We start from the raw sequence: 18,791 nt of genomic DNA, 5'->3' as shown, positions 1-18,791 counted from the left end.
GAACCGATAGGAGAGAACGTGACGATCAAGTACGGCCTGATCGGCCTCGGAATGATGGGCCGCCACCACGCGCGCGTGATCCGCGAGGTCGAGGGCATCGATCTCGTCGCCGTCGCAGATGCGATGGGCGACCCCCACGGCGTCGCGGGTAAGACCCCGATGTACGACTCGGTGCAGGGCCTCATCGATGCGGGAGTGGATGCGGCCGTGGTCGCCGTGCCCACGAAGTTCCACGAGGAGGTCGGTCTCGCGCTCGCCGCTGCCGGCATCCACGCGCTCATCGAGAAGCCCGTCGCGCACGCGCTCCCCGCGGCGGAGCGGCTCGTCGAGGCCTTCGAGTCCGCCGGCAAGATCGCCGCGGTCGGGCACGTCGAGCGTTTCAACCCCGCCCTCATCAGCCTGCGCGAGCGCATCGCGAATGGCGATCTCGGCGAGGTCTACCAGATTCAGACGCGACGTCAGGGCCCGTTCCCGGCGCGCATCGCCGATGTCGGAGTGGTGAAGGATCTCGGCAGCCACGACATCGACCTGACCTCGTGGCTCGCGCAGTCGCCCTACGCGACGCTGGCCGCCCACACCACGCACCGCTCGGGTCGCGAGCACGAGGACATGGTGTCGATCACCGGCAAGCTCGAGAACGGCATCATGGTCAATCACCTCGTGAACTGGCTCACGCCGTTCAAGGAGCGCCTGACCGTCGTCACCGGGGAGCACGGCGCCTTCGTCGCCGATACGATCACCGCCGACCTGACCTTCTTCGAGAACGGCACGCACGCCGGTTCGTGGGACACGGTCGCGGCCTTCCGGGGCGTGAGCGAGGGAACGGTGACCCGGTTCTCCCTCGAGAAGCGCGAACCGCTGCGCAGCGAGCACGAGGCGTTCCGCGACGCCATTCTCGGCACCCGCGCGGATGCCGTCACGCTGCGCGAGGGCACGGAGACGCTGCGAGTCGCTGAAGCCGCGATCGAATCGGCGCGCGCCGGGGCAGCGGTGACCCTGAGGGCGGGCGCGTGACTCGCCCCGATTCGCCGATCAGCCAGGCGGCCTTCATCGGTGAAGGCGTCGAGATCGGCGAGGGAGTCTCCATCGGGCCCGGCGCCGTGATTCTCGGTCGCACGGTCATCGAGGACGGAGCATGGATCGGCGCCGGTGCGCTGATCGGCGCTCCGCCCGAGATGAGCAATCTCCCGCAGAACACGGCGTGGACCGGCGACCTCACGCACTCGGGCGTGCGCATCTGCGCCGGCGCCGTGATTCGCGAGGGCGCCGTGATCCATCAGGGCAGCTACCGGGAGACGACCGTGGGCCCCCGGAGCTGGGTGCTCAACCGCGCCTACCTCGCGCACGACGTGCTGCTCGGCGCCGACTCGACGGTCTCCGCCGGTGTGAGCGTCGGCGGGCACTGCGCCATCGGCGACCGCGTCAACATCGGCATGAACGCCGTCGTGCATCAGCGCCGCGTCATCGCGCACGGCGCGATGGTCGGCATGGGCACGCCGGTGACCCGCGACGTGCCGCCGTTCACGAAGGTGTACGGCACTCCCCCGCGCATCGCAGGCGTGAACGGCGTCGGGCTGGAGCGCGCCGGGTTCTCCTCAGAGCTCACCGCGACCCTGCTGCAGACCTACCGCGGAGGCGATCTCCTGACGGAGGGGACTCCGGTTCCCGAGCTCGAGCCGCTCGTCGAGGCGATCACCTGGTGGCGGTCGCACGGCGCGCTCGTTCCCACAGGCGTCGCCGATAGGATCTCTTCGTGAGCGACGCTTCCCTGCTGAACGACCCCGACTTCCGCGTGCCCGGCGCCAGTCGAGGCCTGTTCGACGTCTTCCGGCATCGGTATCTGCTCACCCTGCTCCTGAAGAAGGGCGTGGCGACCCGCTATCACGGCTCCGTTCTGGGCTGGGTGTGGTCGTACGTGCGGCCTGGCGCCCAGTTCTTGATGTACTACCTGGTCATCGGCGTGATTCTGCAGGCCGATCACGGCATGCAGTTCTTCCCGGTGTACCTCTTCGCCGGAATCGTCGCGGTCAACCTGTTCAGCGAGACGCTGCGCAACACCACGAACGCGGTGGTCGACAACGCATCGCTCATCAAGAAGATCTACCTGCCGCGCGAGCTCTTCCCCGTCGCCGCGACCGGCGTCGCCCTCGTGCACTTCCTGCCGCAAGCCGCCCTGCTGCTCATCGTCGCGCTGCTGTGCGGTTGGACGATCGGGTGGCTGCAGATCATCGCCTTCATCGCGGGCACGGTCATCATCGTGCTCTTCGCCCTCGGCCTCGGGCTCTTCTTCGGCGCGATCAACGTCGCCTATCGCGACGCGCGCAACTTCGTCGACCTGATCCTGATGTTCTCGACCTGGGCCTCGCCGGTTCTGTACGTCTGGAACCTGGTGTACGACCGCGCGCCGCTGTGGCTCTACCACGTCTACATGTCGAATCCGATCACCGGGGCCGTCGAGCTCTTCCACGACGCGTTCTGGCTCCCGCTCGAGCCCTCCATGCCCCGGCCCGACAACTTCCTCACGTACGTGCTGATCGGCCTCGCGGTGTCGCTCGTCACGCTCGTGATCGGTCAGCTCGTCTTCCGCAAGATGGAGGGGTCCTTTGCCCAGAGCCTCTGAGCTTGATACCAAACCGGCGATCGTGCTCGACGAGGTGCGCAAGACGTTCCAGATCAAGCACACGCACTCGTTCAAGGAGACGTTCATCGCGGCCGTGCGCCGCAAGCCGCTCTCCAGCTCGTTCAACGCACTCGACGGCGTTACGTTCACCGTGGCCGAGGGCGAGTCCGTCGCACTGCTCGGCCGCAACGGTTCGGGAAAATCGACGACCCTGAAGCTGCTCTCGGGCGTGATGTCGCCGGATCAGGGCTGGGTCCGCACCCGAGGCCGCGTGGCCGGTCTACTCGAGGTCGGTGCGGGCTTCCACCCCGACCTGACCGGGCGCGAGAACGTGTACTTGAACGCGGCGATCCTCGGCATGGACAAGCAGGAGACGGATGCCCGCTTCGAGTCGATCCTGGAGTTCTCCGAGATCGGCGACTTCATCGACACGGAAGTCAAGCATTACTCCTCGGGAATGTACTCGAGGCTTGGGTTCGCCGTCGCCATTCACACCGAACTCGACGTGCTGCTCGTAGACGAGATCCTCTCGGTCGGCGACGCTCAGTTCCGTCAGAAGTGCATGGCGCGCATGCGCGAGCTGCAGAACGAGGGAAAGACGATGTTCGTCGTCAGTCACAACGCGAGTCAGGTGCAGGAGCTCTGCGAGCGGGGCATTGTGCTGGAGCACGGTCGCATGATCTTCGACGGTCCGATCGATGAGGCCATCGAGTTCGTCAAGCCTCGCGACGACAACGACGAGAACGTCCACCCCGTGACGGGAGCGATCCACGACCTCTACCAGCGCGATCCACGGCGGTGGGGGCGCCCCACCGGCCCGCAGATCGAGGTCGCTGAGAACGGCGGCGGCGTCTTCCAGGAGTTCGATCACGGCATGATCACCCACTCCGCCGCTCTCGCCGCGCGGCTCGGAGACGAGCACGCGACCGTGGGCCTGGGCAACGGCGTGTTCCTCGCCGCGTACCGCAGAGCCGGGGGCCCCGCGGGCGAGTGGGGCTTCATGGCGGGAGCGCCGAAGGGCATCATCGAGAACTTCGAGACGCGCACCATGAAGTTCCAGAACGGAACGGCGGGGTTCGCCATCGACGGGGGGTTGCGGTTCACCCGCAACTGACCGGTTCGCGACCAGTGCAGAGACCGTCGACCGCGGCCGGGCCCCCGCGCTACCGCGACGACATCGATGGTCTCCGCGCCATCGCGGTGCTGCTCGTCGTGGTCTACCACGTCTGGCTCGGGCGCGTCTCCGGGGGCGTCGACGCCTTCCTCATGATCTCGGCGTTCCTGCTGACGGGTGCCCTGATGCGTCGATTGGAGTCGACGGGTCGCGTGCGGCCCGCGAGCCAGTGGGTCCGCAACTTCAAGCGGATGATGCCGGCGGCGGCGATCATCATCGCGGCAACCGTCGTGATCGGCGCGCAGCTCCTCCCCGGCTCCACGCATGAAGCGCTCTGGCGCCACGCGTGGGCGTCCATCTCGTACACGGAGAATTGGCTGCTCGCCTCCGAGGCCGCCGACTACTACGCCGACCAGTCGCAGGCGAGCCCGCTGCAGCACTTCTGGTCGCTCTCCGTGCAGGGGCAGGTCTTCATCCTCTGGCCGGTGCTGTTCGTGCTGATCGCACTGGTCGCGCGCGCCACGCGAGGCAGGATCCCGGCGCGTACCATCGCCATCACCGCCTTCGGGGCGGTGTTCGCGGTGTCGTTGACCTTCTCGATCCTCGTCACCTCCGCCGACCAGACCCTCGCCTACTTCAACACGGGGGCGCGCCTGTGGGAGTTCGCCGCCGGCTCGATCCTCGCCCTCGTCATCCATCGGGTGAGCCTCCCCGTCGTCGCGCGGGCCGTCGTCGGATGGGCAGGGCTCGCCGCCCTCATAGCGTGCGGCCTCGTTCTCGACGTGCAGGGCGGATTCCCCGGCTTCCTCGCGCTGTGGCCGGTGCTGAGCGTCGCCGCCGTCATCGTCTCGGGAAACGGCGAGGATCGCCGCTACGGCCCCGCCATGCTCCTCGAGAAGCCGCTGGTGCTCGCGCTCGGCAAGAGCTCGTACGCGCTCTACCTCGTGCACTGGCCGGCGCTCGTGTTCATCCTGATCGCGCGCGACGGCGAACCGTTGAACTTCGTCGAGGGCCTCATCGTGATCCTGGGCGCGATCGTCGTCGCCCGCCTGCTCACCGGCGTCGTCGACGCACCGCTGCGGCGACTGGCCTGGATCGATCGCGCGAACTGGCGCGGCTTCGGCGTCATCGCGCTCTCCGTGGCGCTCGTGGCGGGCGCGATCGTGCCGGCGCAGGCCGAGGCACGCCGGCAGCTCGAGGCGGAGCAGCGAGCGATCGCGCAGGCCGAGGAGCAGCGCGTGTACCGCAACCCCGGGGCGCGAGTGCTCTTCGACGATTGGAACGGCAGAGACGTGCCAGGTGCGCCACTGCGCCCGTTCCCCTCGGAGGTCTCAGACCAGTGGGGCACGCTGTCGCGGAACTGCGGGGACGGGAGTGTCGTGGAGATCCCTGCGAGCGTGCCCGCGTGCCTCGACAACGAGATCGGCGCAGACGAAGCCGAGCGCACCATCATCGTCGTCGGCGACTCGCACGCCCAGCAGATGCTCGCTCCGCTCGACACCATCGCCGAGCGCGAGAACTGGCGCCTGGTCTCGTTTCTTCTCGGGGCATGCGCATTCGGGCTGCGCGATGTCGACGAGGATCGGGGCGGGTACTACCGTCAGGAGTGCCGAGACTGGAACGAGGACGTCATCGCGCTCATCGAGGAGATCGAGCCCGACGCGGTCGTCACGATCGGCACGAGAACCGAGGCGGCCGACGCCGAGAGCCCCCGTTCCGCGGGAGAGGGCGAGTCGGTACCCGAAGGGCTCGAACGCACCGTCGACCGACTCGGACGGCGTGGAATTCCGACCGTGCTGATCCGCGACAATCCGCGGTTCACCTACAACGTCTACCAGTGCGTCGAGGAGGCCGCCGACGACGAGGCGCAGGCCGACTGCGGCATCGACCCGCGGCAGACCCTCGCGCGCGCGAACCCGCTCGACGACCTCGAATCACCGCACGTCGCCGTACTCGATTTCAGCGACTCCTACTGCCCCGATCGCTGCCCCGCGGTGATCGGCAACGTCGTCGTCTACATCGACAAGAACCATCTGAGCACGTTCTACCTCGACACCCTCGAGCCCGTGATCAGCCGCGAACTCATCGCAGAGCTCGAGAGGCTCGACGAGCTCGAGACTACTTCGGCGGGAGGGTGAGGATCTCCGCACCGCTCTCGGTGATCGCGATCGTGTGCTCGGTATGCGCCGTTCGGCTTCCCGTGGCGCTGCGCAGCGTCCACCCGTCGGCGTCGAACACCAGCTTGTCCGTGTCCGCCATCACCCAGGGCTCGATCGCGAGGAGCAGACCCGGCCGCAGCCGGTAGCCCCGCCCGGCGCGACCGTTGTTGGCGACGTGGGGCTCCTGGTGCATGGTCGAGCCGATGCCGTGGCCGCCGAACTCCATGTTGATGGAATACCCGGCGGCCTTCAGCACCGTGCCGATCGCGTTCGAGATGTCGCCCAGCCGACCGTCGGGTCGGGCTGCGGCGATGCCGGCGCGCAGTGCTTCCTCGGTGGCCTCGATGAGCGCGACGTCGGCGGGGTCCTTCGACTCGCCGACGATGAAGCTGATCGCCGCGTCGGCGGCGATGCCGTCGACCGTGAGGGCGAGATCGAGTGTGAGGAGATCGCCATCGGCAAGCACGTAATCGTGCGGCATGCCGTGCAGCACGGCGTCGTTCACGGCGGTGCACACGTAGTGCCCGAAGGGGCCGTTGCCGAAGGAGGGCGCGTAGTCGATGTAGCACGACACTCCCCCGCCGTCGCGGATCATCTTTCCGGTCAGGCGATCGAGCTCGAGCAGATTCGTGCCGACCGCTGCGCGCTCGCGGAGCGTGTGAAGAATGGTGCCGACAAGGGCTCCTGCCCGTCGGGCGCGGCTCAGCTGGTCGTCGTTCAGAATCTCGATCATCGGTATTCATGTTAGCCGTGTGCCCCGCCCGCTGCTCGGCGTCGCTGCTCGCCACCCGGGGAAGCCAATCATCAGATGAAGCTGGCGACGGCGAGCGCCGCGGCGGTACGGTAAAGGGGTGAATGATTCCCCTCGCCCCCGTCGGGGCGGCCCTGCTCGAACTCTGACCGTCGAACGCACGGAGCGCATCAGCCCGCACCTGGTACGCGTGCACCTCGGTGGCGAAGACTTCGCAGCGTTCATGGGTGAGGCCGATCCTGCTCGCCTCGCCAAGACCGACAAGTACGTGAAGCTGCTCTTCGCGAAGCCCGAGCTCGGTCTCGAACCGCCGTACGATCTCGAGGCTCTGCGCGAGCGCCTGCCGCTCGAAGACCTGCCGGTGCGTCGCACCTACACGATCCGCTCCATCGATACCGCGACCGACACGCTCGCCATCGACTTCGTGGTGCACGGCGACGAAGGGATCGCCGGGCCCTGGGCGGCGTCGGCCGAGCCCGGCGACCAGCTCTGCTTCTCCGGCCCCGGCGGAATGTTCGAGCCGTCGGTCAACGCGCAGCTGCCGCGCCTCTACCTCGGCGACGAGTCCGCCCTTCCCGCAATCGCCGCAGCGCTCGAGGAGACGCCCGCGAGCGCCTCGGGCCTCGTGCTCATCGAGGTCGGCGACGCCGCGGACGAGATCGAGCTCACGCACCCGGCGGGCATCGAGGTGAGATGGCTGCACCGCGTTCGCCCTGATGGCGGCGAAGCGGTGCACGGTGCGACGCTCGTCGAGGCCGTCCGCGCGCTCCCCAGACCGGAGACGCTCCCGGAGGTCTTCGCGCACGGCGAGCGGGGCGCGATGAAGCAGCTCCGCGTGCTGCTGCACGACGACTGGGGAATCGAGCGACGAGCACTCTCGCTCTCCGCGTACTGGGCGCTCGGCCGTGCCGAAGACGGCTTCCAGGCCGACAAGCGCGTCGCGGCCGGCCAGATCTTCGAGGGCGAGTGAACTACGCCCGATCCCCGGGCAGCCCGCTGCTGATGAGCCCTCTGAAGAGCACCCGCTTCACGCCCGCCGGCAGCAGGCGGTAGACGCCCTTCATCACCACATTGCGCGCGTACTGCGGCAGCGTCACGAACCCTATGCGCAGCAGTTCGCGCTGCAGCCTCCACTCGGTGCGCGCCTCGCGCCATCCGCCGCGTCGAGCGAAGGATCCCGAGCCCACCCGGTACCGCAGCAGGGGCTCCGCGATGTTCTCGACGCGCGCACCCGAATCGATGAGGCGCACGCCGAGCCAGTAGTCCTCCATCTTGCCGAACGATTCGTAGCGCCCGACCCGGTCGAGCGCGTCGACGCGGTACATCATCGTCGGATGGTTGAACGGGTTGTGCGTGCGCGCGTGCTCGCGGATGCGGGCGGCCCCGACCGGCGGGGTGCGCACGGAGACCGGGCGATCCGGATCCGACTCGAACTCCGCCATACCCGTGCCCACGAGGTCGAAGCCCGCCTCGATAAGCTCCCACTGGCGGGCGAAGCGCTCGGGCACCGAGACATCGTCGGCGTCCATCCGGGCGACGACCGGGTGGGTGACCGCGTCGAGCCCCCGATTGAGGGCCTCCGCGAGCCCGCGGTTCTCGGGGAGGCGCACGAGCTGCACGGGGATCGGGCTCTCCTCGACGAGGCGTTCGAGCGCGTCGGCGAGCGCAGCGGGCACCGGCCCGTCCTGCACGATCACGGCCTCCGCCGGGCTCAGCGTCTGCCCGCCGACGGAGCTCTCGAACGCGGCCCGCACGAATGCGGCGTCGTCTCCGGCGTACACCGGAAGGAGCAGGGAGAAGTCGGCGGTCGGCACGCCCCCAGCCTAGCGGCGCGGCGCCTCACCGCTCACCCTCACGCCGGCGCAGCTCTCGGGCGCAGTTCTCCACAGATTGCGACCGGGCCCACTGGCGGCACGGCATCGGTGCGACGCTGGCAGTATGCCGCGCGGATCCGCCCCATTGCCCGATTGCCTCGGCACCACCTTCACAACGGCGGAAGCACTGAGAGCCGGCGTTTCGTCGCGCCGGCTCTCGGCACCCGATGTCGAACGCGTGCTCCACGGTGTCTACCGCCGCGTCGATCCGCTCCGAGATTCGGCGGTTCCCGAGCATCCGGCCGCGTTATGGCGGGGGAACCAGCTCGTTCGCGCTCGCGCAGCATCGCATGCGCTGCACACCCGACACTGTTTCAGTCATGCGACGGCGGCAGTCATTCATGGGCTTCCAATACCCGCGCGCAACGACGATCGCATCGACATCGCATCTCTCGAAGGGCAACACCCGCCCCGCATGAAAGGCGTGAGGGGGCGATACCTCACGGCCGACTGCATCGAGCTGACCGTGGTCGCCGGGCTTCCGGTCCCATCCCCCGCCGACGTGTGGGCGATGCTCGGCGACGAGCTTCTGCTCCCCGATCTCGTGGCGCTCGGCGATGCGGTGATCCGCCGCCCACGGATTCCCGGTACGCGGCGGCTCGAACGCCCGCCGCTTGCGACTGTGGACGACCTGGCCGCCCTCATCGAGCGCGTGCAGCGAAGGGGTAACGCCGCGCTACGCACGGCGCTCCCGCTTCTCGCTACCGGCAGCGCATCAGCGCCGGAGAGCCACCTCCGCCTGCTGCTCATGGAATGGGGATTGCCCGTCCCCGTCCTCGATCACGACGTGTACGACCACCGGGGCAGATGGCTCGGCGCGAGTGAATTCGCGTTTCCGCAGTATCGGTTGGCACTCGAGTACGAGGGCGAGCATCACCGGGTGCACGCACGTCAGTGGAACCGCGACATTGACAAGTATCACGCCTACGAGGCGGCGGGCTGGCGCGTGATCCGGGTCACGGCGTCGCTTCAGTACGCACGCACTCGCGAGCTCCGCTCTCGGGTCGAGACGGCGCTGCGACAGCGGGGCTGGACCCCGAACCAGTGACGAACCGCCAGTTCAGTGCGCTCAGGCAGGCCTATTCGCACTGATTTGGCGGTTCGTCTGGGGAGGCTACGCCCCGCGCTCCGCCCGCAGGCGCGCGATCTCGTAGAGCGAGACGCTCGCGGCGATGCCGGCGTTCAACGATTCGGTCGCCGACGAGATCGGAATCGACACCACCGCGTCGCAGGTCTCGGTGACGAGGCGGGAGAGCCCCTTGCCCTCGCTGCCGACCACGACGACGACGGGGCGATCCGCCAGCTCGAGACCCGGCAGCGACACCTCTCCGTCGCCGTCGAGCCCGACCACGAACACGCCCTGCTTCTTGAACTCCTTGAGCGTCTGCGTCAGGTTCGACGCCATCGCCACGGGAACGCGAGCAGCGGCGCCCGCCGACGTCTTCCACGCCGCGGAGTTCAGGCTCGTCGAGCGGCGCTGCGGCACGATGACCGCCTGACCGCCGAATGCGGCGACCGAGCGGATGATCGCGCCGAGGTTGCGCGGGTCGGTCACACCGTCGAGCGCGACGAACAGCGGGGTGTCGCCGCGGGCGATCACCTCGTCGAGCACCTCCATGGGGTGCGCGTGCTCGAGCGGCGGCACCTTCAGCACGATGCCCTGGTGCACCGTATCGCGCTCGACCATGCGGTCCATCTCGGGGCGCATGATCTCGAGCACGGCGAGGCCCCGGTTCGTCGCGAGGCGCAGGATCTCGCGCATGCGATCGTCCATCTCGACCCGCGCCGCGATGTAGAGGGTCGTTGCGGGAATCTTCGCGCGCAGCGCCTCGAGCACCGAGTTGCGGCCGGTGACGAGCTCGCTCTCATCCTTCTTATTGCGGCCTCCGCGCTCAGCCGGGCGACCGGTGCGCTCCGTGTACCGGGCCTTCGCGGCCTCGTAGCGCTCGCGGGCCTTCTTCTCCTTGTACTTCGCGTGGTACTCGCGATCCTCAGCGCGCGGGGTCGGTCCGCGGCCCTCGAGCGCCTGGCGCCCCTGCCCGCCTGATCCGACGGCCTTGCCCAGGCCCTTCTTGCGTACAGCGCCGGTACGGCTCTTCTTATTGCTCATGTCAGGCTCCAGCGGGGTCCGTTCGGGGTGTCTTCGAGCGCGATGCCGGCTGACAGCAGGCGGTCGCGGATCGCGTCGCTCGTAGCGAAGTCTTTGTCTGCGCGCGCCCGAGTGCGCTGCGCGAGGAGGTCGTCGACCAGGGTGCCGAGCGCGGACTCGGCGCCGCTCGTTTCGGCGCTGCCCGCGGCCCAGTGCGGGTCGCGCGGGTTCAAGCCGAGAACGTCCAGCATACGCGACACTTCGACTCCGTGCTGGGCCGCGCGCTCGACATCGCCATCGGCCAGCGCCGAGTTGCCGGCGCGCACCGCCTCGTGCACGGCTGCGAGCGCCTGCGGGATCGCGAAGTCGTCGAGCATCGCAGCGACGAACGCGGCGGGCAGCCGGTCGGCGGCAGGACCCGCGAGCGGTGCGGCAAGCGCTTCCTCGAAGCCCGGAAGCTCCCCCGCGCGCGCCAGGAATCCCTCGATGCGCGAGAACGCGGCCTCGGCCTCGGCGAGCGAGGTCTCGGAGTACTCGAGCACCGAGCGGTAGTGCGCGGAGCCGAGGAAGTACCGCAGCACGATCGGCCGGGCCTGCGCCAGCAGATCCTCCGCGAACAGCGAGTTGCCGAGCGACTTCGACATCTTCTGCCCGCCGGTGTTCACGAGTCCGTTGTGGATCCAGTGGCGCGCGAACGGGTGGCCTGCCGCCTGCGACTGCGCGAGCTCGTTCTCGTGATGCGGAAAGCGCAGGTCGAGCCCGCCGCCGTGAATGTCGAACTCCTCGCCGAGGTACCGCGTCGCCATCGCCGAGCACTCGATGTGCCATCCGGGTCGGCCGAGCCCCCACGGCGACGGCCACGCGGCCGTCAGCGGCTCGCCATCGCGATGCGCCTTCCAGAGGGCGAAGTCGCGGGGGTCGCGCTTGCCGACGGGCTCGGAGTCCGCCGCGTCCTCCATCTGGTCGCGCTGCTGCCGGGTGAGCGCGCCGTACTCGGGCCAGCTCGCCGTGTCGAAGTACACGCTCGCCGATCCGTCGGCGGCCGCATATGCGTGGCCCCGTTCGATCAGCAGTTCGATGAGCTCGACCATCTCTCGGATGTTCGCGGTCGCACGCGGCTCGTAGGTGGGAGCGAGCACGCCGATCGCATCGTACGCGGCTGAGAATACGCGCTCGACGCGGTAGGCCAGCGCCCACCACTCCTCGTTCGAGCCGCGCTCCGCCTGCGCGAGGCGCGCGTTGTCGAGGATCTTGTCGTCGATGTCGGTGACGTTGCGGATCAGCGTGACGTCGTACCCGGTCGCGGAGAACCACCGGCGCATCTGGTCGTAGACGAGCGCGCTCCGCAGGTGGCCGATGTGGGGCGCCGACTGCACGGTCGGGCCGCACACGTAGAGACCGACCCTGCCCGCCTCGAGCGGTGAGAAGTCGACGACGGCCTGCGCACGCGAGTCGTAGATGCGTTGAATCACGGGTATCAGCCTACCGCCGGCACCTCAGCTCGACCCGGACCCCGCTCCTCAGGATCCCGCTCTTCCGGATCCCCAAACCCGCACACACGACTGCGCCCCGCCCGGCACGAAGCCGAACGGGGCGCAGACGAAGCGGCGAACCGCGACGGGCTCAGTCGAGGGAGCCGCTGATGAAGTACTGGATCTGGCGCGCGATGCTGACCGCGTGGTCGCCGAAGCGCTCGTGGTAGCGGCTCGCGAGCGTCGAGTCGACCACGTTGGCGGGAGTCTCGGCGAGGTTGTCGCTGAGCACCTTCTCGAACACCTTGGCGTGCAACTCGTCGAGATCCTCGTCGAGGTCGCGCACCTCGGTGATGACGCGGGGCTCCTGCGTGCGGAGCAGTTCGACGACCTTCTTGGCCATCTGCACGTCGAGCGCGCCCATGCGGGCGAACGTCTGGGTGAGGCCGGCCGGAATCGCGCTCTCCGGGTAGCGGTAGCGGGCGAGCTGAGCGATGTGCTGCGCCAGATCGGCCATGCGCTCGAGCGACGCGCTCATGCGCAGCGCCCCGACCATGAGGCGCAGGTCAGAGGCGACCGGCTGCTGCCGCGCCAGGATGTCGATGGTCAGCTGATCGAGCTCGGCGGCCAGCACCTCGATCTCGTCGACGCGGTCGATGACCTTCTCGGCGATCGTGACGTCGGAACTGCCGAAGGCGGTGGTCGCCTCGGTGATGGCCTGCTCGACCAGTTCGGCGATCAGGACCAGGCGATCTTGCACATCGCGAAGCGACTGCTGAAAGACCTCACGCATGGGGTTTCCTCTCTGTCTGCGCAGACGCGCAACCTCAACCAGTTTGGGCGGAACCGATGAACCGCGTCGCACCAACAGGTAAACAACAGTTGAACTCTGGGGTCTGGGGTCTGCGCCCGCCTCTACGATGAGAGTCATGGACCCGACCCTGCTCGTACTCGCGGCGACGGCACTGGGCATACTCATCGGCGTAGGCACCACCATAGCAATCGTGGGTGCCCGCGCAGCGGGCGTTCGACGGTCGAAAGAGATGCGACCCGAGCTGCCGGAGGTGGCCACCGCGATCCTCGACGAGGTCGATACGTTCGCCGTGGTGCTCGATTCGGCCCTCGCGCCCGTGTACGTGAATCCCGTGGCGCGCCAGGAGGCTCATCTGAGCGACGAGGAGCTGCTGGACACCGAGTTCCTCACTCGTGTGCGCCGAGTGATGACGTCAGGGATCCCCGACACGCACGACCCCGACCCGAGCGATCCCTCCGACACCGTGCGCATTCACATCGTGCGCCTGCAGCAGCGGTTCGTGGTGATCCTCGCCGAAGACCTGGGCGAGGAGCAGCGCGTCAACGCCATGCGCCGCGACTTCATCGCGAACGTGAGCCACGAGCTGAAGACCCCGATCGCCGCGATCGGTCTGCTCGCGGAGGCGGTGCAGGAAGCGGCGGCGGACGCGACCCTCGTGCGCGATTTCGCGAAGAGTCTCGTGAAGGAGTCGCGACGTCTCGGCGAGCTCTCCCGCGACATCATCCAGCTCTCCGAGGCGCAGTCGACACTGAGACCGGAGGATCGCGAATCGGTCTCGTTGATCGACCTCGTGCGCGCCGAGGTCGAGACCCACCGCGCCTTCGCCGAGCAGCACCAGGTCGACCTCGTGGTCACCGCCGACGATTCGAAGGAACGCGACGCGGTGATCCTCGGCCGCCCCACCTCGCTGAGCTCCGCCGTCGCCAACCTGCTGAGCAACGCCATTCGCCACTCTCCCGAGGGCGGGCGCGTGGGCGTCGGCATGACGCGGGAGAAGAACCGCTTCATCGTGACGGTCACCGATCAGGGCGAGGGCATTCCCTCCGAGCACCTGCCGCGCATCTTCGAGCGCTTCTACCGAGTCGATGGAGCGCGCACCCGCGTCGACGGCGGCACGGGGCTCGGGCTCAGCATCGCGCGGCACACCATGCGGGCGCACGGGGGCGACGTCGACGTTTGGTCGCAGCTGGGAGTGGGTTCGAGCTTCACCCTGACCTTCCCGCTGCACGTCGAGAAGGATCAGGCGAAGAGCGCGAAGCGGGTCAAGAAGGCGAAGCGCGCCGTGAAGACCGCGGTGCGCGCGAATCAGACGGCTCACACGAACGCCCCGGCTCTCTCGGGGCCGGATCACGAGAAGGGACCACAGTAGTGGCACAGCACATACTGCTCGTCGAAGACGAGGAGTCGATCTCCCGGCCGCTCTCCTTTCTGCTCGAGCGCGAGGGCTACCAGGTCACCGTGGTCGACGACGGTGCGGAGGCGGTCACCACGTTCACGGCCGCGCAGCCCGACCTGGTGCTGCTCGACCTGATGCTGCCCAGTCTGCCGGGCACGGAGGTCTGCCGCGCGATCCGCCAGACCTCGCAGGTGCCGGTGATCATGCTCACCGCGAAAGACAGTGAGATCGATATCGTCGTCGGCCTCGAACTCGGCGCTGACGACTACATCACGAAGCCGTACTCGACCCGCGAGCTCCTCGCCCGGGTGCGAGCGGCGCTGCGCCGGTCGGGCTCCGTCGAGGAGGAGCGCGCCGACGACTTCGACGCCCTGGTGCTCGACGAGCTCGGGATCCGCCTGGACTCCGAGCGGCACGCGGTCGCCGTGCGCGGCGAGGAGATCTCCATGCCGCTGCGCGAGTTCGAACTGCTCGAGATGCTGATGCGCCACACCGGACGCGTGCTCACCCGCGGCCAGCTCATCGACCGCGTCTGGGGCAGCAACTACTACGGCGACACCAAGACCCTCGACGTGCACATCAAGCGCATCCGCGCGCGCATCGAGGAGGAGCCGTCGAAGCCGAAGCTCATCTCCACCGTGCGCGGGGTCGGGTACCGCTTCGGGTAGCCCCGCGGCGCTGGCCGGCGCGGGCCGGCGCGGCGTCGGTCCGCACGAGAAAGCCCCCGCGATCCTGCCGGATCCCGGGGGCTTCGTCGTGTCTCGTGCGGAGGCTACTCGGCCGCGTTCGCCTCGCCCGACGCATCCTCTTCGGTCACGTCGTCTCCGACCTTGGGCTGGTCCGCGACCTCATCGGCCTCGGTGATCTCGTCGCCGACCGTGCTGTCGCCGTTCTCGTCAGCGCTGAAGTTCTCGGGCAGCACGTACTGGCGGTACTCCTCGAGCGTGCCGTCGAGCACGGGCACCTGGTAGGGCACCTCGGGTGAGCCGGCGATCTGGAAGTACGCCTCGATAGTGGAACCGGCCTTCAGACCGTCGAGCGTCACGAGCACGGGCGTCTGCTCGCCCTCGGGATCACCGAAGAGGGTGTTGCCCGTGGGCACCTCGAACTCGGCGCTCGCCTGCTGCGACCCGGAGCCGGTGAACGTGATCGTGAGATCCTGCGTCTCGCCCGACTGGTTGACCGCGCCGAACACGACGTTGAAGTTGTCGCCCGACTCGTCGGCCACGAGCATGATGTTGCGCACATCGACCGCGCCCACATCGACGTTGACGCCGTCGCTCGGGCCGTACGGAGTGGCGGTGGCGATCGGAGCGACGAGGCTGCAGCCGGTCGCGCCGAGCACGATGGCCGCCGCAACAGCGACGGTCGAGGCGATCCGAGTCTTCAAGGTTGTCCTCCGAGCCGTATGTGATCCGCGAATTGCGCACCGAAACATGAGCGCACAGTTGAGATCATCTTATCGGTGGCACCATCGAGCTGCAGCTTAGGCTCTCCTAACTTCGGCGAGTCGCTGTGATATTCTGGGGGCGATCGAGAAGGAGCCATTCGATGCAATTCGAGGTCGGAGAGACGGTGGTCTACCCCCACCACGGTGCAGCGAAAATCGTAGCGGTCAAGCAGCGCACACTCGGCGGCCGACAGCAGACGTTCCTCACGCTTCAGGTCCCTGAAGACAACCTCACGATCGAGGTTCCGGCGGAGAACTGCGAGCTGGTCGGGGTGCGCGACGTCATCGATCAGCAGGGGCTCGAGCGCGTGTTCGACGTACTGCGCGCTCCGTTCACCGAGGAGCCGACGAACTGGTCGCGTCGCTACAAGGCGAATCTCGAGAAGCTCGCGTCGGGCGACGTGCTCAAGGTGTCCGAGGTGGTGCGCGATCTGTGGCGGCGCGACCGCGACATCCGCTCGCTCTCAGCCGGCGAGAAGCGCATGCTCGCGAAGGCGCGTCAGATTCTCGTGTCCGAGGTCGCTCTTGCAGAGAAGACCGATGAGGTGAGCGCCGGATCGCTCGTCGACGAGGTGCTGGCCTCATAGGTCGCGTCGGATCGCGGATCGCCGATCCTGCCCGGCCCCAAAGCGCGGCACCCGAGTAGCCTGGGCGCATGAGCAGCTCAGCCTTTCTGACCGAAGCGGACGACGCCGTGCCGCATCCGCTCGCCACGCTCGGCGTCGTGCTCGTCGGGGCGGGAAGCGGGCTGCGGCTCGGAGGCGCTCAGCCGAAGGCGTTCTTCGAGTTGCACGGCCGGCCGATCATCGAATTCGGCATCGGCGTGGTCACCTCGCTTCCGCACTCGGGCCACCTCGTGGTGGTGGTGCCCGAGTCGCACGCGGCGCAGGCGCTCGAACTCGTCGAGCGGGTGCTCCCCGATCGCACCCGCTGGGAGGTCTCCGTCGTACCCGGGGGTCGCGAACGATACGAGTCGGTGCGATTCGGCCTGGAAGCGCTGCCCGAGTCGATCGACACGGTGCTCGTGCACGACGCGGCTCGCCCCTTCGCGAGCGCCGGGCTCTTCGAGCGTGTGATCTCCGAGGTGCAGGCGACTGGCGACGGCGTCGTGCCGGCGCTCCGGGTGACCGATACGCTGAAGCGGGTCGATTCCGACGGGTTCGTGCACGAAACGGTGGATCGCGCATCGCTCGTCGTCGTGCAGACTCCGCAGGGGTTCCCCCGCGAGCTTCTGGCCGCCGCGTACGCGGACGCCGAGCTGCAGAGCGCCGCGCCGACCGACGACGCAGCGGTCGTGCAATTCGGGGGCGGCCGCGTGCGGACCGTGCCCGGCGAACTGCGCGCCCACAAGCTCACGACGCCCGACGACATCGCGATCCTCGAGCACTTCCTCGCGGCGAACGCCGCGGGCTTGGAGGATGAGCAGTGATCCGCGTCGGCACCGGCTTCGATGTGCACGCGTACGCGGATGCGCGCCCCGATGCCGTACTGCGCCTCGCGGGCCTCGATTGGCCGGGAGAGCCGGCCCTCAGCGGGCACAGCGACGGCGACGCCGTATGCCACGCCGTCGTTGATGCGCTGCTCTCAGCCGCAGGGCTCGGCGACATCGGCGAATTGGTGGGGGTCGATGAGCCGACTACCGCCGGCGCCGCGAGCACCGGGTTCGTGACGGCGGCGCTCGAGCGCCTCGCGTCCGTCGGCTGGTCGCCCGTGAACGTCTCCGTGCAGGTCGTGGGGAATCGCCCGCGCTTCGCGGCCCGGCGCGACGAGGCTCAGCGCACGATGTCGGAGCTCGTCGGCGCTCCCGTCGCGCTCGCCGCAACCACCACGGACCACCTCGGGTTCACCGGCCGCGGCGAGGGTCTTGCGGTGATCGCGACGGCGCTCATCGAGCACTCCGCCGCCTGAGCCGCACAGCCTCCCGCCGAACCCGCGACGCTAGGAGGCGTACGACCCCACGAGGCGCACCGCGCCGCCCTGCACACCCTTCGCGCCCTGCTCGAATCCCTCGAGATCGCGGGACGACGCCGACACGGTTCCCGCAACCCACACGTCGAGCCCCTCAGCGGTGAGTGCGGCCGCGACGTGCTGCGCCGAGCTCGCGTCGACGACCGCGAACATGCCGATGCCGAGGTTCCACGCGCCCTCCACCGACTCGAGCGTGTGCCCGCCGAGATCGGCGAGGTGCCGGAAGACGGGGAGCGGCGACCAGGCGCCGCGATCCAGCTCGGTCCATGTGCCGACCGGCAGCACGCGGGCGAGATTCGCCGCGATGCCCCCGCCCGTCACGTGCGAGAGCGCGTGGATGGCGCCGTCGAGCGCCGGGTCGTCGAGCACGCGCAGCAGCGGCGAGGTGTAGAGCGCGGTCGGCACGAGCAGCGCCTCACCGTAGCTCGCGCCGAGCTCGGCGCTGCGGTCCGTGTACGAGACGCCCCGCTCGGCCAAGATGTGGCGCACGAGGGAGAAGCCGTTCGAGTGCAGACCGGAGGCCCCGAGTGCGAGGATCACGTCGCCGTCGGCGACGCGCTCCGGCCCGAGCACGCGGTCCGCCTCGACCACGCCGACAGCCGCCCCCGCCACGTCGTAGTCGTCGACGCCGAGCAGGCCGGGGTGCTCCGCGGTCTCGCCGCCGACGAGCGCCGTGCCCGTGGCCTCGCAGGCCTGCGCGATGCCGCGCACGATGTCGGCGATGCGCTGCGGCACGACCTTGCCGCACGCGATGTAGTCGGTCATGGCCAGCGGCTTCGCGCCCACCACGACGATGTCGTCGACGATCATCGCGACGAGGTCCTGCCCGATGGTGTCGTGGATGTCCATGGCCTGCGCGATCGCAACCTTCGTGCCGACCCCGTCCGTAGCGCTCGCGAGCAGCGGGCGACGGTATTCCTTCAGCGCCGATGCGTCGAACAGCCCGGCGAACCCGCCGACGCCACCGATCACCTCGGGGCCGTGCGTGCGCGCCACTGCGGACTTCATCAGCTCGACGGCCAGGTCACCGGCGGCGGTATCGACTCCGGACTGGGCATAGATCGACGCGTTTTCGCTCACCCGA

At 68.8% G+C, this 18,791-nt stretch carries 19 protein-coding genes; 12 read left to right on the top strand and 7 right to left on the bottom strand.

Going from position 1 to position 18,791, the window contains the following annotated elements; genetic code table 11:
- The first annotated feature begins 18 nt into the window (after positions 1-18).
- The 5 genes from PQI23_RS08745 to PQI23_RS08725 are packed head-to-tail and all read left to right on the top strand — an operon-like array spanning position 19 to position 5,872.
- On the top strand, positions 19-1,014 hold the full coding sequence (locus PQI23_RS08745) for a Gfo/Idh/MocA family oxidoreductase (protein ID WP_339973618.1): 996 nt from the start codon (positions 19-21) through the stop codon (positions 1,012-1,014).
- On the top strand, positions 1,011-1,757 hold the full coding sequence (locus PQI23_RS08740) for a DapH/DapD/GlmU-related protein (protein WP_339973616.1): 747 nt from the start codon (positions 1,011-1,013) through the stop codon (positions 1,755-1,757). The genes PQI23_RS08745 and PQI23_RS08740 overlap by 4 nt, the downstream gene beginning before the upstream one ends.
- Positions 1,754-2,620 carry an ABC transporter permease gene (locus PQI23_RS08735; RefSeq protein ID WP_339973614.1) on the top strand — a complete coding sequence of 289 codons (867 nt, stop codon included), beginning with the start codon at positions 1,754-1,756 and terminating at the stop codon, positions 2,618-2,620. The genes PQI23_RS08740 and PQI23_RS08735 overlap by 4 nt, the downstream gene beginning before the upstream one ends.
- A complete protein-coding gene (locus PQI23_RS08730) occupies positions 2,604-3,734 on the top strand; it encodes an ATP-binding cassette domain-containing protein (protein WP_339973612.1) in 1,131 nt (376 codons plus the stop codon). The genes PQI23_RS08735 and PQI23_RS08730 overlap by 17 nt, the downstream gene beginning before the upstream one ends.
- Positions 3,735-3,748: 14 nt before the next feature.
- Positions 3,749-5,872 (top strand): acyltransferase family protein, encoded by a 2,124-nt coding sequence (locus PQI23_RS08725; protein WP_339973610.1) that lies wholly within the window; start codon positions 3,749-3,751, stop codon positions 5,870-5,872.
- Here PQI23_RS08725 and map read toward each other — a convergent pair.
- Complete coding sequence (gene map / locus PQI23_RS08720) at positions 5,853-6,626, bottom strand: type I methionyl aminopeptidase (protein WP_339973608.1); 774 nt, start codon at positions 6,624-6,626, stop codon at positions 5,853-5,855. The two genes, PQI23_RS08725 and map, sit on opposite strands and share 20 nt — an antisense overlap.
- 118 nt (positions 6,627-6,744) lie before the next feature.
- On the opposite strand from map, the gene PQI23_RS08715 reads away from it, so the two are divergent.
- Positions 6,745-7,614, top strand: coding sequence for a siderophore-interacting protein (locus PQI23_RS08715; RefSeq protein ID WP_339973606.1), 870 nt, complete (start codon positions 6,745-6,747; stop codon positions 7,612-7,614).
- Position 7,615: 1 nt separating this feature from the next.
- On the opposite strand, the gene PQI23_RS08710 is transcribed toward PQI23_RS08715, so the two are convergent.
- Complete coding sequence (locus tag PQI23_RS08710; RefSeq protein WP_339973604.1) at positions 7,616-8,458, bottom strand: glycosyltransferase; 843 nt, start codon at positions 8,456-8,458, stop codon at positions 7,616-7,618.
- Positions 8,459-8,933: 475 nt separating this feature from the next.
- Between PQI23_RS08710 and PQI23_RS08705 the strand changes: the two genes are divergently transcribed.
- Positions 8,934-9,566, top strand: a complete 633-nt coding sequence (locus PQI23_RS08705; protein ID WP_339973602.1) for a hypothetical protein — start codon at positions 8,934-8,936, stop codon at positions 9,564-9,566.
- 66 nt (positions 9,567-9,632) lie between these two features.
- Here PQI23_RS08705 and rlmB read toward each other — a convergent pair whose 3' ends face one another.
- The 3 genes from rlmB to phoU form a co-directional block, all read right to left on the bottom strand.
- Positions 9,633-10,628 carry a 23S rRNA (guanosine(2251)-2'-O)-methyltransferase RlmB gene (gene rlmB / locus PQI23_RS08700; RefSeq protein ID WP_339973600.1) on the bottom strand — a complete coding sequence of 332 codons (996 nt, stop codon included), beginning with the start codon at positions 10,626-10,628 and terminating at the stop codon, positions 9,633-9,635.
- Entirely contained in the window at positions 10,625-12,079 is a 1,455-nt protein-coding gene (cysS, locus tag PQI23_RS08695; protein WP_339973598.1) for a cysteine--tRNA ligase, read from the bottom strand. The genes rlmB and cysS overlap by 4 nt, the downstream gene beginning before the upstream one ends.
- Before the next feature lie 151 nt (positions 12,080-12,230).
- Positions 12,231-12,872: a phosphate signaling complex protein PhoU gene (gene phoU, locus PQI23_RS08690; RefSeq protein ID WP_339973595.1), complete on the bottom strand. Its 642-nt coding sequence runs from the start codon at positions 12,870-12,872 to the stop codon at positions 12,231-12,233.
- Between the two features lie 136 nt (positions 12,873-13,008).
- Between phoU and PQI23_RS08685 the strand changes: the two genes are divergently transcribed.
- Positions 13,009-14,262 carry a sensor histidine kinase gene (locus PQI23_RS08685; RefSeq protein WP_339973591.1) on the top strand — a complete coding sequence of 418 codons (1,254 nt, stop codon included), beginning with the start codon at positions 13,009-13,011 and terminating at the stop codon, positions 14,260-14,262.
- Positions 14,262-14,957, top strand: coding sequence for a response regulator transcription factor (locus tag PQI23_RS08680; protein WP_339973589.1), 696 nt, complete (start codon positions 14,262-14,264; stop codon positions 14,955-14,957). Before PQI23_RS08685 ends, PQI23_RS08680 begins: the two co-directional genes overlap by 1 nt.
- Positions 14,958-15,061: 104 nt before the next feature.
- Here the strand turns inward: PQI23_RS08680 and PQI23_RS08675 are convergent, their stop codons facing one another.
- On the bottom strand, positions 15,062-15,679 hold the full coding sequence (locus PQI23_RS08675; RefSeq protein WP_339973587.1) for a DNA modification methylase: 618 nt from the start codon (positions 15,677-15,679) through the stop codon (positions 15,062-15,064).
- A 161-nt stretch (positions 15,680-15,840) separates the two neighbouring features.
- Here PQI23_RS08675 and PQI23_RS08670 point away from each other — a divergent pair, with 161 nt between their 5' ends.
- From PQI23_RS08670 to ispF, 3 genes are all read left to right on the top strand, one after another.
- On the top strand, positions 15,841-16,326 hold the full coding sequence (locus PQI23_RS08670; RefSeq protein WP_339973585.1) for a CarD family transcriptional regulator: 486 nt from the start codon (positions 15,841-15,843) through the stop codon (positions 16,324-16,326).
- 68 nt (positions 16,327-16,394) lie between these two features.
- On the top strand, positions 16,395-17,168 hold the full coding sequence (gene ispD, locus PQI23_RS08665) for a 2-C-methyl-D-erythritol 4-phosphate cytidylyltransferase (protein ID WP_339973582.1): 774 nt from the start codon (positions 16,395-16,397) through the stop codon (positions 17,166-17,168).
- A complete protein-coding gene (ispF, locus tag PQI23_RS08660; protein WP_339973580.1) occupies positions 17,165-17,647 on the top strand; it encodes a 2-C-methyl-D-erythritol 2,4-cyclodiphosphate synthase in 483 nt (160 codons plus the stop codon). Before ispD ends, ispF begins: the two co-directional genes overlap by 4 nt.
- A gap of 30 nt (positions 17,648-17,677) precedes the next feature.
- Here the strand turns inward: ispF and purM are convergent, their stop codons facing one another.
- Positions 17,678-18,787 carry a phosphoribosylformylglycinamidine cyclo-ligase gene (purM, locus tag PQI23_RS08655; RefSeq protein ID WP_339973577.1) on the bottom strand — a complete coding sequence of 370 codons (1,110 nt, stop codon included), beginning with the start codon at positions 18,785-18,787 and terminating at the stop codon, positions 17,678-17,680.
- Between the last annotated feature and the right edge of the window lie 4 nt (positions 18,788-18,791).

Source organism: Leucobacter sp. USCH14, assembly GCF_037619215.1.
Taxonomy (GTDB): Bacteria; Actinomycetota; Actinomycetes; order Actinomycetales; family Microbacteriaceae; genus Leucobacter.
Note: the sequence above shows the minus strand (reverse complement) of the source record. Positions and strands in the feature narration are given on the sequence as shown.